Raw genomic sequence first — 16,653 nt, forward strand, 5'->3', positions numbered from 1 at the left:
TTCTATGGGGACAAGAGTGAGTTATCCGGTTGAAGTGAAACAGAAGGCTGTAGAAATGAGATTGGCAGGCGTACCTATGAAAGAGATCCTGCAGGAGTTGAATATTAAGAATAAGACACAGGTTCAGACATGGGTTAGATGGTATAAGGCTGGTGATACACATCGATTCGAACAGCCTGTTGGAAAGCAATACACTTACGGAAAAGGTCCGGAGTATTCTTCCGATTTAGAGAAACTGCAGGCAGAGATTCGTTACCTGAGACAACAGAATGAAGTTTTAAAAAAGTACAACGAATTGGAAAGGAAGTTGATAGCGAAACGTCAGTCGAACTTGTAGAAATATTGCACAGCACAATGACCGTACAGGATATCTGTATTCATTTAGGTATCTCTCGAGCGTCTTATTATCGTTGGAAGAAGAATCTGATGAAGGATCATCCCAAGCGCCATTTGGAAAAACAAATCGGCACGTTGTGCCGAGAGCACAAGTATCGATATGGATATCGAAAAATCACAGCCATACTAAAAAAGAGAATGTGTATTAACCATAAAACGGTTCAACGTATTATGCAGAAAAATCAATGGCAGTGTCGGGTTAAGGTGAAAAAGCGCAAGAAGGATGGGCAGCCATATGCCGTGGTCGATAATATATTGGATCGGAACTTTCAGTCTGATCGTCCTCTTGAAAAACTAGTAACGGACATCACATATTTGCCTTATGGACAGAAACAATTGTACCTTTCCAGTATATTAGATTTATACAATGGAGAAGTGATTGCTTTTACTATTGGGGATAAGCAGGACACAGCCTTTGTCTTAGACACACTTGATCAGCTACCAATGCTGCCTGAGAACTGCGTGTTACATAGTGACCAAGGTTCTGTGTATACATCTTACGAGTATCAAAAAGCTGTTAAAACAAAAGGCATTACCATGAGCATGTCCCGCAAAGGGACGCCCGCTGATAATGCCTCCATCGAATCGTTTCATTCCTCGCTAAAGTCTGAAACGTTCTATCTTAACAGCATTGATCGAACTACGACTGCCATCGTAGAACGCACTGTCATAGAATACATTCATTATTATAACAATATTCGTATTCAAACCAAACTAAACAACCAATCACCGATAAACTATCGGCAATTGGCTGTTTAAAAGGTGTTTTGACCCCTGTCTCAAAAACGGGGGGCAGTCCCGCAGAAGAGGAGCTTTTTTATTGATAATGTCTCAGGCCGCGATCATAAATAAAATTACCGAACGGAATAAAGGCCGCGATAAAACCGGCGGCTGACCATTTCACATGCCATTTGACAGTGAACGCCGCATACGCCAGCACCGCCAGATAAATGATAAACAAACCGCCGTGAATGGAACCGGCAATGGTGACGGCGAGCGGATGATGAGCCCAATACTTCAGCGGCATTGCGATAAACAGCAGCACCAAAAGCGACATTCCTTCAATAAACCCCATCGTGCGAAGTCTGCCGATCGGCGTGTGTAACATACAGCTCCCTCCTGTCGGACATCTTTTTTCCTCTATACTATAAGCAAAGGGCAGTCCTAATATGACCATTTCGCGTCTGTTCCTAAAAAAACCTTCATTAATTCAGCCTGTTGTTCTTGTCATTTTTCGGATTTCTCTTGATAATATAGCCAAAAGGGTAAGGAAGGACTACAGTCATGAAACTAGATAATGTGGATCTGAGCATCATTAAAGAGCTGCAGCGGGACAGCCGCCTGTCCATGCGGGAGCTTGGCAGAAAAATCAAATTGTCAGCCCCGTCCGTCACAGAGCGTGTCAGACAGCTTGAATCCTTCGGCGTTATTAAACGCTATACATTGGACATTGATCAAAAAAAGATCGGACTTCCCGTTTCCTGCATTGTCGAAGCGACGGTAAAAAACGGAAAATACGATCAATTCAAAACCTACATTCAATCCATTCCCAACATTGAATTTTGTTTTCGGGTCGCCGGCGCGGCGTGTTATATGCTGAAGATGAACGCGGACAGCCTGGAAACGATCGAACACTTCATTAACCGCACCTCTCCGTATGCCCAAACCGTGACCCACGTCATTTTCTCAGAAATTGACACAAAAAACGTCCTCGATTAGAGAGAGCGTGAGGAAGTCTGTTATAATAACAGGATGATTGTGAAAGAAAGAGAAGTGAAAAGCATGTCAAAAACAGTTGTATTAGCTGAAAAACCTTCAGTCGGCCGGGACTTGGCCCGCGTGCTGAAGTGTCATAAAAAAGGAAACGGATATCTTGAAGGCGACCGCTACATCGTCACATGGGCGCTCGGACATCTGGTAACGCTCGCTGACCCTGAAGGATACGGCAAAGAATTTCAATCATGGCGGCTTGAGGATCTGCCGATTATTCCTGAGCCTTTAAAGCTCGTCGTCATTAAAAAAACAGGAAAACAGTTCAATGCGGTCAAAGCTCAGCTTGTCCGGAAAGACGTCAGCCAGATCGTAATCGCTACAGACGCAGGACGGGAAGGGGAGCTTGTGGCCCGCTGGATTATCGAAAAGGCAAACGTCCGCAAACCGATTAAGCGGCTGTGGATTTCTTCTGTGACAGATAAGGCGATTAAAGAAGGATTCCAGAAGCTCCGCAGCGGCAAAGAGTACGAAAACCTGTATCATTCCGCGGTTGCCAGAGCGGAAGCGGATTGGATCGTCGGCATCAATGCGACCCGCGCCCTGACGACGAAATTTAACGCGCAGCTGTCATGCGGACGCGTCCAGACTCCGACACTGGCGATGATCGCCAAGCGTGAAGCGGATATTCAGGCGTTCAAACCCGTTCCTTATTACGGTCTCCGCGCGGCGGCTGATCAGATGACGCTGACATGGCAGGATAAAAAAACAAAGCAGACAAGAACATTCGATCAGACGGTGACCGGCCGTTTGGCAAAAGATCTGCAAGGAAAGCCGGCAGTCATTTCAGAATTGAAAAAAACGGCGAAGAAAAGCTTCGCTCCCGGTCTTTACGACTTGACGGAATTGCAGCGGGACGCTCATAAGCGCTTCGGTTTCTCCGCAAAAGAGACGCTGTCCGTGCTTCAAAAGCTGTATGAACAGCATAAGCTTGTCACTTACCCGCGGACAGATTCCAGATTCCTTTCCGCAGACATCGTGCCGACTTTAAAAGACCGTTTAAACGGCATGGAAGTTAAGCCGTACGCACAGTACGTCAATCAAATACTGAAGCGGGGCGTCAAAGCGCATAAAGGATTCGTCAATGATGCGAAAGTATCGGATCACCATGCCATCATTCCGACAGAGGAGCCGCTGATCCTTTCAAGCCTCAGCGACAAAGAACGAAAACTTTACGATCTGATTGCCAAACGTTTTCTCGCCGTGTTAATGCCGGCGTTCGAATACGAAGAAACAAAGGTTACAGCCGATATCGGCGGCGAAACATTTACCGCAAAAGGGAAAACGGTTCAATCGCCTGGCTGGAAAGCCGTGTATGATATGTACGAGGATGACGACGATCATGAGGAAGACAAAGACCAGACGCTCCCGGATCTTCAGCAGGGTCAGCGCCTCACTGTCTCATCATTGAAAGAAACGAGCGGACAGACGAAACCGCCGGCGCGCTTTAATGAAGGCACGCTGTTATCCGCAATGGAGAACCCAAGCGCCTTTATGCAGGGAGAAGAGAAGAACCTAGTGAAAACATTGGGTGAAACCGGCGGACTCGGAACAGTCGCCACCCGCGCTGATATCATTGAAAAACTGTTCAACAGTTTCTTAATCGAGAAAAAAGAAAAAGATATTTTCATTACGTCAAAAGGGAAGCAGCTCTTACAGCTCGTCCCGGAAGATTTAAAATCGCCGGCCTTAACCGCTGAGTGGGAGCAAAAGCTCTCCGCCATCGCAGCGGGCAAACTGAAATCCGCCGTGTTCATTAAAGACATGAAAACATATGCGGGCAAAACGGTGAAGGAAATCAAAAACAGCAGCCAAACTTTCAGACATGACAACATTTCAGGCACCGCCTGCCCTGATTGCGGCAAAATGATGCTTAAAGTCAACGGCAAACGCGGCACGATGCTCGTATGTCAGGATCGTGAGTGCGGCAGCCGGAAAACGCTGGCAAGAAAAACAAACGCCCGCTGTCCGAACTGTCATAAGAAAATGGAGCTTCGCGGCCAGGGTGAAGGCCAAACCTTCGCATGTGTATGCGGCCACCGGGAGAAACTGTCCGTCTTTGAAAAGCGCAAGGCGAAAGATAAATCCGGACGCGCATCCAAGCGGGACATCAACTCTTATATGAAAAGCCAAAACAAAGAGGAGCCGATGAACAACGCGCTGGCAGAACAGCTGAAAAAACTCGGCCTGGATAAATAAATCAGAGAAAGGCAGCATTTGTAACGAAATGCTGTCTTTTGTTGTGTTTTTTACTGTAATGGGAATACGATCCATGTGAAGAGGGAAAAGGTGAGCAGGCGGTGCTCCCATTTAAAATTTCCCAATGTGAAAAAATGCTAGTATTCTTTTATCGTTTCCTATATAGTAAAAATACTTTGTGAAAAAATAAGATATGGGTCTAAAAAAGGATTTGTAAAATAGGAGGATAGACTGTGAAGCAATTCGTTTTTCGTCTGATGATCCTTTTGATTTCGATTGTTCTGACGGCGGGGTGCGCGGAGGCCGGCACTGAAAAACAGGCGGCGGCCGAATCGTCCGGACCGCTTCAGCCCGCAGAGCATTTTATTTATCATAAATTGATGAACGGGCGGGGGATGATCCGGACGAACATATCCGGTGAGCCGGAATATTTATCTGAGTCTCTCGGACTATGGATGGCATTTTTGCTGAACAGGAAAGATGAACGGCAGTTTCAAGCGCAATATCAGCTTCTCACCGATTCGTTTCTGACGAAAAACGGGCTTGTGTCGTGGAAGATTGACGGGAATAAAGCGAGCGGCACCAATGCCTTAATTGACGATTTCAGAATTATGAACTGTCTGAATGAGGCCGGAACCCTGTGGGGTAACAGTGAATACGGGAAAACAGCGGTGCAGATCGGGAAGGCGCTGGAAAAATACAATACGAATGACGGGTATTTTACGGATTATTATGATGCCGCTTCAAATGCCGCATCAAAGACCGTGACGTTGTCCTATGTCGACCCCGGCGCCTTACAGATGCTCAGAGAAAAGGGGATTATCGATGAGAAAACGGAAAACCGGAACCTTGATGTTCTCAATCTTGCGCCCCTGAAAAATGGTTTTCTGCCGAAATCGTTCAATACTGAAACAAAGGAATACAAATATGACAGCGAAGTGAATGTCATCGACCAGCTGTACGCCGCCGTGAATCTGAAGCGGGGCGATGACAAAGCCGCCGCGCTGTCAAAATGGATCATAGAAGAATGGAAGTCGCGCGGACAGCTGTACGGACGGTACATCGCAGACACGAAGGAGCCGGCGGTTCAATACGAATCACCGTCCGTTTACGCCCTGGCCGTTCTTTTTTTAGCAGAACAAAAAGCTGATCCGGCTGTCATCAAGCCGCTTTATGAAAGAATGACTTCATTTGAAACACTGGACACGCTGAAACCTGATTACGGCGGCTATATGAGCGGGGGCGATACACATTCTTTCGATAACCTGCTGCCGCTTCTGGCTGAAAGGAAATTGTTTAATGAAAATATCATTCAATGAATCACAAAAACTGTGCAGCTACACAGCAGTTATGCTGGTGCTGCTGTCTTTTTTTATTTACTATGCGTCTCAGCAATCCGCAGGGCTTCTGATAACCTGCATCACATTGCTTGTCACGGGAGCCGGCATATGGTTCGGGGCAATCTACGCGCTCGTCATCACCTTACTCGTCTTATTTGTTCTCGGCAGCCTGCTCCTGTGGTTTCAGACCGGGGGCTTTATGGCGTCTGCCGGTGCCGAAAGTCTGCAGGTGCTGGTCATTTGGGGGATTGCGCTGCTGCTCTTTTCTTACATAGCGGGAAGGATTCACGAGTTGGCGAAGGGGCTTGAGCGCTCAGTGAAACAGCTGCGTGAAGAGATTACGAGCTTTGTCGCCGTCGACAGGGTGACCGGCTTTGACAACCATCTGCGGATGAAGCTGGAGCTTTCTGAGGAAATCAAGCGGGCGGAACGCTACGGCAATTCCTTCGTCTTTTTGCTGCTGCACATGCATTATTTCAAGGAATTCAAATCCCTCTACGGAGAAAAAGAGACCGACCGCCTGCTGGCATTTATCAGCCGCCAAATCCGGTCAAGCGTTCGGGAAACAGACAAAAAATTCAGGCCGTCCGCTGAACGGTTCGGCATCGTGCTGACCCATACGCCTGAAAAAAACATGCCGGCCGTTCTGGCGAAGCTGAAAAAGGAATTGGATACGTACCGGCTGCAAAACGGTAAATACGTCTCCATCACCTTCCGTGTATGTTACTTGGCGTACCGAAAGGATTTACAAACGGCCGAGCAATTTTTAAATGAACTGGAAAACGAGATGATGATGAATGAACTCTAAATGGATACGTCTCTTACTCTCGGCGCTCTTCATGATTTCGGCGGTTTATGTTCCCCTTACGGCGGAAGCAAAAGACAAAAAGGACGGCATTCTCATTATTTATACAAGCACGGACGGCAAAGAAACCGCTGAGGTCAAAATGCTTGATCTGACCGCGGGCCATTTCTCATCAGCCGTCACCGTGAAAAGCGACGGAGACATCACAGCCGCGGACCTCAAAAAGAATCGGCGCGTCATCTATTACGGCGTCACGAAAAAAAAGCTCAGCACATCATTTGTGTCACTGATCAGCAGTATGCCGCAGCAGCTTATCAGCATCGGCTATAACGCCGGACAGTTCCGCCAATTTGCGGGTTTGTCCCTGACAGAGAAAGAAACGGTATACCGCATTTACAGCAAGAAAGAAAAAACAGACATGCCGCTTGAAAAAGGAATGTCCGTGCTCGGCGTATCGGGAGTAAAAGGAAAGCCCCTTTATACATACCGGTCCGGTGACGGCGGCACCCGCCCTTTTATGTGGAAAACGGCGCGCTCTGACTATTATTTCGGTGTGACGAGCCTGTTAAATGATTCGTTTCTGACGGCGAAAGCGCTGCGCAGCGCTTTCGGAGAATCAGCGGGCGGCACCCTCCTTTATTTGCGGCTTGAAGACATCAGTCCAATGTCAGATGAAACATTGCTTTACGAAGCGGGCTCTTACCTGCATAAAAGACACATTCCGTTTATTCTGGCGGTCATTCCGGTCTATCTCAATCCGGAAAACGGAGAAAAAGTATACCTGGCGGACAAGCCGAAAATGGTAAGTGTCCTGAAAAAACTTCAGCAAATGGGCGGCAGCATCATTATTCACGGCTACACGCACGCATACCGATACAGCGAAACGGGAGAAGGCTTTGAATTTTGGGATGCCAAAGCGGATCAGCCGATTACGTCAGAAAATGCGGATGATACTCCGGTCAAGCTTGAAAAGGAACAGGATTTTCCGAATGAAAAAGCGTACCGGGCGTATGTGAAGCCTTTCCGTGAAAAAGAAAACATCTACACGAGAACGAAGCTGGAGCAGGCGATTGACGATCTGACAGAGCTCGGCCTTTACCCGCTGTCATTCGAAGCGCCGCACTATACGATGTCTGAAGAAGGCTACAAAATCGCATCTTCTTATTTCTCCAGCATTTTCGGACAAGTGCAGCTCAGCGGCACGACGTGGAAAACCTCGGGCGCCCCTCCGTTCGTCTCAAAGCCGGCTATGCTGGACGGGATGACGCTGTACCCTGAAACAATCGGTTATGCCGATAACTCAAAGGAAAATCCGCTCGGAGATATGGAGAATCATATTTCGCAGATGATTGATTTCGGCGGCGGAGTGGCGGGCGGTTTCTACCATCCGTATCTCGGCATGAAATACCTCCCCGAGCTCGTCAATCAGATGGAGCGGATTCCCGGCGGCGAGTGGCTCGATCTGAAGAAAACGAAGCAAACGGTAACGTCGGACAGCGTCAGGATCAAAACGGACGGGGACGGAACCATTCATGTGGAAAACAAGATTCATCCGATAACGGCCTTTTTCAATCATCATCAGCAGACGCCTCTGGAAAAAGCGCTTTGGATTCTCTCCGGCGTGGTGTTATTGTTTATCATCATGTTCGCCTGCTACGTTCTTTATTTGCGCGCCACATTAAAAAAACGAATCTTTAAGGAGAGAAGGAGCCTTGAGTAACATTCTGTTTTTTATCTCATTAAGTTTAATATGGGTGATGCTTCTCTATCACATGTTTCTGATGCAGGGCGGATTCAGGCATTATATGACCTTCGAACGGAACATTCCGAAATGGCGCGCAAAGATGGGGGAGCTCCCGAAGGTCAGCGTGCTCATTCCCGCGCATAATGAGGAGGTCGTCATCAGGCAGACGCTGAAGGCGATGGTGAACCTGTATTATCCGAAAGACAGGCTTGAGATCATCGTCGTTAATGATAATTCCTCCGACCGGACGGGAGACATCGTCAATGAATTTTCCCGTCAGTATGACTTCATTAAAATGGTCATCACAAAGCCCCCTAACGCCGGAAAAGGGAAATCTTCGGCGCTGAACTCAGGGTTCGCGGAATCGAACGGAGACGTGATCTGCGTGTATGATGCGGACAATACGCCGGAAAAAATGGCGGTGTACTACCTGGTTCTCGGTCTGATGAATGATGAGAAAGCGGGAGCGGTTGTCGGGAAATTCCGTGTCATCAACGCGGCCAAAACGATCCTGACGAAGTTTATCAATATTGAAACCATCTGCTTTCAGTGGATGGCGCAGGGCGGCAGATGGAAATGGTTCAAAATCGCCACCATCCCGGGGACGAACTTCGCGATCAGGCGGAGCATTATCGAACAGCTCGGCGGCTGGGATGATAAGGCGCTGGCGGAGGATACCGAGCTGACCATCCGCGTGTATAATCTCGGCTACCATATCCGCTTTTTCCCGGCGGCCGTGACATGGGAGCAGGAGCCTGAGACATGGAAGGTCTGGTGGCGTCAGCGGACAAGATGGGCGCGCGGCAACCAATACGTCGTTCTCAAGTTTTTATCCCAATTTTTCAAGCTGAAACGCAAGCGGATCATCTTCGATCTGTTTTATTTCTTTTTTACGTATTTTTTGTTTTTCTTCGGTGTGATCATGTCAAACACGATTTTTATCATCAATCTTTTTTACGACCTGCATCTGGCAGTCGGGTTTTTGGCGATGATTTTGTGGATACTGGCCTTTTTCCTGTTTATGACTGAGGTCATGATTACTTTAAGCATTGAAAAAACAGAAATGAACAAACAAAACTTCTTTATCGTATTTCTGATGTACTTTACATACTCTCAGGCTTGGATCGTGCTCGTCATCTGGTCATTATTCACAGAGATCAAGCACCGCTTGTTCAAGCAGGAAGTCAAGTGGTACAAAACGGAGCGATACAATCAAAATAAAAGCGGGTGACCTTTTTGAAAAAAGCGATCATATTGATAACTGGCCTTTTGCTATTGATGTATAACGGGCAGGCGGCCGCGGCCCGGGAACTGAAAACGGACGGTTCCGCCCTCGGAACAAGCGCCGGCGCAAAAGAGCAGCAGGCGCTGACTGGCGATCTGATGACACTGTACGGGGCGAAAGACAGCGCAGAGCTGACCTATCAGATTCCTGCGGGAGCTTCGAATGCCGATCAGTCGCTTCTGATTGATTACGAGGCGTCAAACTTATTAATTGCCCCGTCTTCTTTAACCATCGCCATTGATGATGAACCCGTCAAATCCATAAAGCTTGACGGCAGTTCCAAGCGGAAAACGGTGAAGCTCAATCTCAGCAAAAGCCAATCCGCCCAAGGCTATCACAATGTATCATTACGATTTTACGGCGTATTAAAAGAGGGCGTCTGCGTCAGGCAGGATACGTCAGGCAACTGGATAAAAATTTATCCGGACAGCCGGCTTGTACTTTCAGAAGCAAGCAAGTCAAAGGGAGCGGATCTCGGCCATTTCCCGTATCCGTTTGCCCAATCAGGCAATACGGGTGAAGAAACCGATATTATTCTTCCTGACAAACCGACCTCGGCGGAAGCTGAAGCCGCAGTCAAAACAGAAGCATTTCTGAAAACGGCAGACAGCAGGCTGAAGGTATCCTATGTAAAAGAATCCGACGCCGGCAAAATCAGCAATCCGTCAATTGTCATCGGCGCTGATCAACATTGGAACGGGAAAATAAAAGAACTTTTCGAACAGGGGAACATCAAAGCGGAAGACAACAAACTTCTTCTCGCTGAACGGGTTCTGACATCAGGGGACAAACGGCAGCCCGTCCTGTTTGTCACGGCGCAATCAGACAAAACGCTGGCGGATAAAATCCGCGTCATCACAGACAGCGCTTATTCAGCTCAGCTGGGCGGAGATACTTTGACAATCGGCCGCCTTCAGCCCGCTGCGGAAAAGACAGGCAATAAACTGACATTAGAGGACTCCGGCGCGGGAAATGTAACGGTCGGATCAAACAAAACGGCGTCAGAGCACTTCTTTTACCCTGCGGCGGCCGCTGTTGATAAAGACGGTAAGGTCAAGCTTTCACTTACATTAAAAACGTCGGAATCGATCCGGACGAAGGCGGATTCAGCAAATGACGCCGAGAGAGCGGAGCTGAACGTCATGGTCAACGGACAGCCGAATGCGGTTGTTATGTTTCAAGCCTGATGTGACAAATTGCAGATCAATGTACCTGCTGCTTCGCAAAAGCTTCGGATCAATCGGGATTGAGACGTGGTAAAAGCCGTCTTTATCTTTATTGCCGAGATATCCGTGTATCGACCGTGACGAAAACAAATGGGTCTATATTGATAAAAGCAGCACGCTGACGTATCCGGTAAGCGATGCGGCGCAGAAAGCTGATTTCGGGCAATGGCCGCTCCCGTTTGCGGGCGGCGGGAAAGAGAAAACAGTGATCGTCATCCCGGATGACGTAAACATGCAGACACTGAAAGAGCTTTCTCTGGTGGCGGATTCATTCGGAAACGGCTTTACCGTAAAGACGGCATCAGACATGAAGGAAGCGGATGCCAAAGGCCGGAATGTTGTGTTTATCGGAGGCCTGCCGCAAATTCCGCTTTTGAAATCAAACGCTTCTAAGCTTCTCGTGCCCTCAGACCGCAGCGGCGCGTACGATGTTTCTTCGTTTCAAATGCTGAATGAGACAACGAAACAAGTCGCGTTTACCCAGGAATCACCTTGGGACTCCGGCCGGAGCATCGCTGTTTTTGCTCCGTTATCAGGAAGCGGCGCGTCTGTCACAAAAGAGCTGATCAGCTTTTTAGACAGCACAAGCGATGCCGCAACCGTCATTAACGAAACGGCCGGCCGGCAGCTGTTTTCGAATCATCAGCAAATCAAGTCCGATGACAGCAGTCCGGCGGCTGATACGAAAAGCCGTTCCGCACCACTGAACGTTACGTATATTGCTGTTTTCGCGGCGCTTATGATCATTGCGGCCGGTCTGATCTGGCTGACGGCAAGAAGGAAAAAAAGAAAAACGGATCATGAAAAAAGCGAAGAGTAATGAAGGAAAAAGAGGCCGTTAACAGGCCTCTTTTTTTGTATTTTCATTTCCATTTTTGGCGGCGGTTTTTTTATTTTTGAAACAGCATAAAAGCCCCTTTACAACTGAACGGGACGGGAGTATGATCTCTTTTATAATCTATATCGCTTAATCTGTAATCAGAGCGGGGGAACCAATTTGCGGCGCGTGATGCCGCTTGGGGTGAATCCTTTTTCAGGTAGGGCCAACTCTCATCAGCCCGAATCCGACAGCTAACCTCGTAAGCGTTCATGAGAGGAGATGAATGAAACCTGTGCACGATTATGGCGCAGGGGCATCCGTTTGCCTCTGTGTCTTTTTGCTGTGCTGAAATATGGCATGCAATCGTTATTCGGAGACATCATAGCAGTAAGGGTTTGTAAATCAAACGGAAAATGAAAAAAAGGGGAAAACAACAAATGTACCATTCAATCAAAAGATTTTTGATTGGGAAACCGCTGAAATCACAGGCGGCCGGAGAGCAGAAACTCACGAAACTCAAGGCGCTCGCCATGCTTTCTTCAGACGCGCTGTCATCAGTTGCTTACGGAACGGAACAGATTCTGATCATTTTGGCTGCGGTAAGCGCGGCCGCGTTTTGGTATTCCATTCCGATCGCAGCCGGTGTTCTCATTTTGCTGCTAGCTTTGATTCTGTCCTACAGACAGATTATTTACGCTTATCCGCAAGGCGGGGGCGCTTATATGGTTTCAAAAGAAAACCTTGGTGAGAAGCCGGGTCTGATTGCGGGCGGCTCATTGCTTGTTGATTATATTCTGACGGTGGCGGTAAGCATTTCTGCCGGAACTGACGCCATTACATCGGCATTTCCGGCCCTGCACCCGTATCATTTGCTCATTGCTGTTTTGCTTGTAATTCTGATTATGATTTTAAATTTGAGAGGACTGTCAGAGTCGGCGTCCATTTTGGCGTATCCCGTCTATCTGTTTGTGGCGGCGCTTGTCCTTTTGATCGTCGTCGGACTGTTTAAGCTCATGACGGGCCAGGTTCATCCGGCCGAACACACGCCGATCGGCACACCCGTGGCGGGCATCACGCTGTTTTTGCTGCTGAAGGCCTTTTCATCCGGCTGTTCGGCACTGACCGGTGTGGAAGCCATTTCAAACGCGATCCCGGCCTTTAAAAATCCTCCGGCAAAAAACGCGGCCCGCACTTTGGCCATGATGGGGATTCTGCTGGCGATCTTATTTACGGGGATTACGGTGCTGGCGTACGGATACGGCACGGGACCGAAGCATGACGAAACCGTTATTTCGCAAATCGCCGCGGAAACTTTCGGCCGCCATACGGTGTATTATTTCATTCAAGGCGTTACATCCTTGATTCTCGTGCTTGCGGCGAATACGGGCTTTTCCGCTTTTCCGCAGCTGGCGTTTAATTTAGCGCGCGATCAGTATATGCCGAGAATGTTTACGGTACGAGGCGACCGATTAGGATTTTCAAACGGAATCATCTTTCTCGGTATCGCGTCCATCTTGCTCATTCTTTTATTCGGCGGCCGCACGGAACATTTAATTCCGCTTTATGCCGTCGGCGTGTTCATTCCGTTTACGCTGTCGCAGACGGGAATGTGCATCAAGTGGATCAGGCAGAAGCCGAAGGGCTGGGCGGTAAAAATGCTGATCAACTCATGCGGCGCCGCCATTTCATTTATGGTGCTGTGTATTTTATTCGCGACGAAGTTCAATCTTGTCTGGCCGGTGCTGTTATTCATGCCTGCTGTCGTCATGCTGTTTTTCGTCATTAAAAATCACTACACCGCGGTCGGCGAACAGCTGCGGGTCGTTGATCAGCAGCCTGAGGAAATCAGGGGAACCGTCGTCATCGTGCCTGTCGCCGGTGTCACCACCGTCGTCCAAAAATCGATTCAGTATGCGAAATCATTATCGGATCAGGTCATTGCGGTTCATGTTTCCTTTGACAGAGAAAACGAAAAAAAGGTGGAAAAGCGCTGGGAAGAACTTCATAACGGCGTCCGCCTCGTCACCCTTCATTCCTCATACCGCAGTCTGGTTCACCCGTTTGATAAGTTTTTAGAAACGGTCGAACAAAAAGCGAAAAAAGAACAGTTCTCCGTGATGGTGCTGTTTCCGCAATTCATTACGAAAAAACGCTGGCAGACCATCCTTCACAACCAATCAGCCTTCTTGCTCCGAGTCCGGCTGTTTTGGAAGAAGGACATAATCGTCGCCACCCTGCCGTATCATTTTAAAAAGTAACGGCAAAGACCGCAGGCTGAAATGCCGCGGTCTTTTTTGTAAAGGAGGACGCCATGGCTCAAGGCGCTTTTGTCATCATTCAAAATGACGGGCGGGACATATTGCTCGTAAAACGAAAAGACATTCCCTTATGGGATTTGCCCGGGGGCAGGATCGCAGAAGGTGAAACACCTGAATCCGCAGCCGTAAGAGAGGCCTTCGAAGAAACCGGTTATAACGTGACCATCATAAAAAAAGCCGGTGAGTATGAAAGGCCGGCATTTGAAGATACACAACATGTCTTCATCGGAGCCATTACCGGAGGAACACCGCTGATGAACGGGCCGGAAACCGCCGCATTACGCTGGTTTTCCCCAAACCGGCTGCCGCTGTTCATGGTGCCGAACAGGAAACTCCAAATAAAAGACGGACTCAATGGGGCGGCAAATCGTAAGGCAGTCCTTAAAGACCGAAATCTGTTATCCATCCTTGATCTGCTGAGAAAAAAGCTGAGAGTATAGCCCGTGTTTCAACCCGTATGAAAAAGGGGATGAATACAGGTAAAAGGAGGATGCAGTATGCCAAGTAAAACAGCAGGACACGTAATGACGGAGCTGCTTGAACAATGGGGAGTCGGTCATATATACGGCATTCCCGGAGACAGCATTAATGAATTTATCGAAGAACTGAGACATGAACGAAATAACCTGACATTCATCCAAACCCGGCACGAAGAAGTCGCAGCCCTGGCCGCCGCGGCTGAGGCAAAACTGACCGGGCAGATCGGTGTCTGCCTTTCAATCGCAGGACCGGGGGCCGTTCATCTGCTGAACGGTTTATACGACGCCAAAGCGGACGGCGTTCCGGTGCTGGCGATTGCGGGACAGGTGGCTTCCGATGAAATCGGCCGTGACAGCTTTCAGGAAATCAAATTAGAGCAAATGTTTGAGGACGTGGCGGTATTCAACCAGCAAGTACATACGGCAGAAGCGCTGCCCGATCTTCTGAATCAGGCGATCCGCACGGCTTACAGCAAAAAAGGCGTTGCCGTTTTAACCGTTTCTGATGATTTATTCGCGCAAAAAATCAAACGGGAGCCGGTTTACACATCGCCGATATACCTCAAAGCTGATATAGAGCCGAAAAAAGAACATCTCGTGACATGCGCGCAATATATTAACAACGCAAAAAAACCGGTCATTCTCGCCGGCCAAGGGTTAAAATCAGCAAAAGAGGAGCTGCTCGCATTCGCTGATAAAGCGGCCGCTCCGATTGTCATTACCCTTCCGGCAAAAGGCGTCGTGCCTGACAGCCATCCCCACTTTCTCGGGAATCTCGGGCAAATCGGCACAAAGCCCGCCTACGAAGCAATGGAGGAATGCGATCTGCTGATCATGCTCGGCACATCGTTCCCATACAGGGATTATCTCCCGGATGATACGCCTGCCATTCAGCTTGATTCGGATCCGGCGAAAATCGGCAAGCGCTATCCCGTCAATGCGGGAATCGTCAGTGATGCGGCTCTGGGGCTGAAAGAGCTGACGGAATACATTGAATATAAAGAAGACAGAAGATTTTTGGACGCCTGCACCGAGCACATGAAGCATTGGTGGAAGGAAATCGAAAAGGATGAAACTGAAGCGACTCATCCGCTCAAGCCGCAGCAGGTCATTGCCCGGCTTCAGGATGCCGCCGCAGAGGACGCTGTCCTGTCAGTGGATGTCGGAACGGTTACGGTGTGGATGGCCCGCCATTTTAAGATGAAGAAGCAGGACTTTATCGTCTCAAGCTGGCTCGCCACGATGGGATGCGGGCTTCCGGGAGCGATTGCCGCAAGCCTTGCCGAACCTGAGCGGCAGTCCATCGCCATTTGCGGAGACGGCGGATTTTCAATGGTGATGCAGGATCTGCCGACGGCTGTTAAATACAAACTGCCGATTACGGTTGTCGTTTTAAACAACGAAAATTTAGGCATGATTGAATATGAACAGCGGGTCAAAGGCAACATTGACTACGTCACCCAGCTGCAAAATATGGATTACGCCGCTTTTGCAGAAAGCTGCGGGGCAAAAGGCATCAAAGTGACGAAACACGAGGAATTGGCTCCCGCTTTTCATGAAGCGCTCAACTCAAATGAGCCGGTCGTCATCGACGCCGTCATCGGCGACGAGCCGCCGCTTCCGGGAAAAATCACTTACGGCCAAGCGAAGGGCTTCAGCAAATACATGCTGAAAAACTTCTTTGAAAACCAAAAAATCGAAATGCCGTCTCTAAAGAAAAGCTTAAAACGGCTGTTTTAAGAAGCCGGCGCTTATAAAAAAATAAACAGGCAGCATGCCTGTTTATTTTTTTGTTGGGCGGCTTGCTTGCATATAGCCGTCCTAAACGAAAACGGAGATTGTGAAAAGCCACGGCTAGCGAGCGATGGCTGATCAAAAAACTCGTGAAGGACCAGTGCAATTCATCTCAAGAACAGCCAGAGAGCGGTCACAACAGCGATCATAAAGTAATCTCCATCATTCAGTGTAGTTCCATTTTTGACAAACACAAGTGCCGTACGGTTTGTCTTTGTCCCTTTCGGGGTTTTAAGCGCAATGTTCTTCCCTATATTGTAATAAACAATTTTAAACAAATAATATGCCAGCGAACAGAATAAAAAGAGCAACATGAACTTGCCAATAAACAATATCATGTTTCATTACTTCCTTTTGCAGTTTTTTCGTTTGAATATATGACGGAAAAGTCAGGATGTTATATAAAAGGAGAAGTATTTTACAGAGGCTGGTGTTATTCATTAATGAACGGTTCGCCGCAACATCCCCAGATCCGGA

At 48.3% G+C, this 16,653-nt stretch carries 12 protein-coding genes, 2 pseudogenes and 1 riboswitch; of the genes and pseudogenes, 12 read left to right on the forward strand and 2 right to left on the reverse strand.

Features of this window, described 5'->3' with window-relative positions:
• Positions 1-4 precede the first annotated feature (4 nt).
• Positions 5-1,155, forward strand: a protein-coding gene (locus NYE38_RS02175; protein WP_094246999.1) for an IS3 family transposase whose coding sequence is annotated in 2 segments (ribosomal slippage) — positions 5-278 and positions 278-1,155 — 1,152 coding nt in all. Because the reading frame shifts where the segments join, the coding sequence is not laid out codon by codon here.
• Between the two features lie 58 nt (positions 1,156-1,213).
• Here the strand turns inward: NYE38_RS02175 and NYE38_RS02180 are convergent.
• Positions 1,214-1,504 carry a DUF3817 domain-containing protein gene (locus tag NYE38_RS02180; protein ID WP_007410179.1) on the reverse strand — a complete coding sequence of 97 codons (291 nt, stop codon included), beginning with the start codon at positions 1,502-1,504 and terminating at the stop codon, positions 1,214-1,216.
• Between the two features lie 176 nt (positions 1,505-1,680).
• Between NYE38_RS02180 and NYE38_RS02185 the strand changes: the two genes are divergently transcribed.
• The 11 genes and pseudogenes from NYE38_RS02185 to NYE38_RS02235 all read left to right on the forward strand — a co-directional run bounded on the left by NYE38_RS02185 (position 1,681) and on the right by NYE38_RS02235 (position 16,122).
• A complete protein-coding gene (locus NYE38_RS02185; protein ID WP_007410180.1) occupies positions 1,681-2,115 on the forward strand; it encodes an Lrp/AsnC family transcriptional regulator in 435 nt (144 codons plus the stop codon).
• Between the two features lie 63 nt (positions 2,116-2,178).
• Positions 2,179-4,365, forward strand: a complete 2,187-nt coding sequence (locus tag NYE38_RS02190; RefSeq protein ID WP_003156261.1) for a DNA topoisomerase III — start codon at positions 2,179-2,181, stop codon at positions 4,363-4,365.
• Between the two features lie 233 nt (positions 4,366-4,598).
• A complete protein-coding gene (locus NYE38_RS02195) occupies positions 4,599-5,684 on the forward strand; it encodes a hypothetical protein (protein ID WP_017419246.1) in 1,086 nt (361 codons plus the stop codon).
• Positions 5,665-6,513, forward strand: coding sequence for a diguanylate cyclase (locus NYE38_RS02200; RefSeq protein WP_025649983.1), 849 nt, complete (start codon positions 5,665-5,667; stop codon positions 6,511-6,513). Before NYE38_RS02195 ends, NYE38_RS02200 begins: the two co-directional genes overlap by 20 nt.
• Complete coding sequence (locus tag NYE38_RS02205; RefSeq protein WP_025649982.1) at positions 6,503-8,230, forward strand: DUF2334 domain-containing protein; 1,728 nt, start codon at positions 6,503-6,505, stop codon at positions 8,228-8,230. Before NYE38_RS02200 ends, NYE38_RS02205 begins: the two co-directional genes overlap by 11 nt.
• Positions 8,223-9,485 carry a glycosyltransferase gene (locus tag NYE38_RS02210; RefSeq protein ID WP_017419244.1) on the forward strand — a complete coding sequence of 421 codons (1,263 nt, stop codon included), beginning with the start codon at positions 8,223-8,225 and terminating at the stop codon, positions 9,483-9,485. Before NYE38_RS02205 ends, NYE38_RS02210 begins: the two co-directional genes overlap by 8 nt.
• A 5-nt stretch (positions 9,486-9,490) precedes the next feature.
• Positions 9,491-10,708: pseudogene (locus NYE38_RS02215) on the forward strand (cellulose biosynthesis cyclic di-GMP-binding regulatory protein BcsB); the annotation flags it as partial.
• 121 nt (positions 10,709-10,829) lie between these two features.
• Positions 10,830-11,585, forward strand: a pseudogene (locus NYE38_RS02220) (hypothetical protein); the annotation flags it as partial.
• A gap of 134 nt (positions 11,586-11,719) precedes the next feature.
• A riboswitch (cyclic di-AMP (ydaO/yuaA leader) is annotated at positions 11,720-11,866 on the forward strand.
• 156 nt (positions 11,867-12,022) lie between these two features.
• Complete coding sequence (locus NYE38_RS02225; RefSeq protein WP_025649980.1) at positions 12,023-13,843, forward strand: APC family permease; 1,821 nt, start codon at positions 12,023-12,025, stop codon at positions 13,841-13,843.
• Between the two features lie 53 nt (positions 13,844-13,896).
• On the forward strand, positions 13,897-14,343 hold the full coding sequence (locus tag NYE38_RS02230; RefSeq protein WP_017419242.1) for an NUDIX hydrolase: 447 nt from the start codon (positions 13,897-13,899) through the stop codon (positions 14,341-14,343).
• A 57-nt stretch (positions 14,344-14,400) separates the two neighbouring features.
• Complete coding sequence (locus tag NYE38_RS02235; RefSeq protein ID WP_014304370.1) at positions 14,401-16,122, forward strand: pyruvate oxidase; 1,722 nt, start codon at positions 14,401-14,403, stop codon at positions 16,120-16,122.
• 161 nt (positions 16,123-16,283) lie between these two features.
• On the opposite strand, the gene NYE38_RS02240 is transcribed toward NYE38_RS02235, so the two are convergent.
• Positions 16,284-16,514, reverse strand: coding sequence for a hypothetical protein (locus tag NYE38_RS02240; RefSeq protein WP_022552619.1), 231 nt, complete (start codon positions 16,512-16,514; stop codon positions 16,284-16,286).
• Between the last annotated feature and the right edge of the window lie 139 nt (positions 16,515-16,653).

The sequence above is a fragment of the Bacillus sp. EU63 genome, assembly GCF_038592915.1.
In the GTDB taxonomy this organism is placed as follows: domain Bacteria; phylum Bacillota; class Bacilli; order Bacillales; family Bacillaceae; genus Bacillus; species Bacillus velezensis.

Bases quoted from the DNA above. Each gene is read 5' to 3' on its own strand.
- NYE38_RS02240 (WP_022552619.1), bottom strand. From the start codon at position 16,514: ATGATATTGTTTATTGGCAAGTTCATGTTGCTCTTTTTATTCTGTTCG.
- NYE38_RS02205 (WP_025649982.1), top strand. From the start codon at position 6,503: ATGAACTCTAAATGGATACGTCTCTTACTCTCGGCGCTCTTCATGATT.
- NYE38_RS02225 (WP_025649980.1), top strand. From the start codon at position 12,023: ATGTACCATTCAATCAAAAGATTTTTGATTGGGAAACCGCTGAAATCA.
- NYE38_RS02235 (WP_014304370.1), top strand. From the start codon at position 14,401: ATGCCAAGTAAAACAGCAGGACACGTAATGACGGAGCTGCTTGAACAA.
- NYE38_RS02200 (WP_025649983.1), top strand. From the start codon at position 5,665: ATGAAAATATCATTCAATGAATCACAAAAACTGTGCAGCTACACAGCA.
- NYE38_RS02230 (WP_017419242.1), top strand. From the start codon at position 13,897: ATGGCTCAAGGCGCTTTTGTCATCATTCAAAATGACGGGCGGGACATA.
- NYE38_RS02190 (WP_003156261.1), top strand. From the start codon at position 2,179: ATGTCAAAAACAGTTGTATTAGCTGAAAAACCTTCAGTCGGCCGGGAC.
- NYE38_RS02185 (WP_007410180.1), top strand. From the start codon at position 1,681: ATGAAACTAGATAATGTGGATCTGAGCATCATTAAAGAGCTGCAGCGG.
- NYE38_RS02180 (WP_007410179.1), bottom strand. From the start codon at position 1,504: ATGTTACACACGCCGATCGGCAGACTTCGCACGATGGGGTTTATTGAA.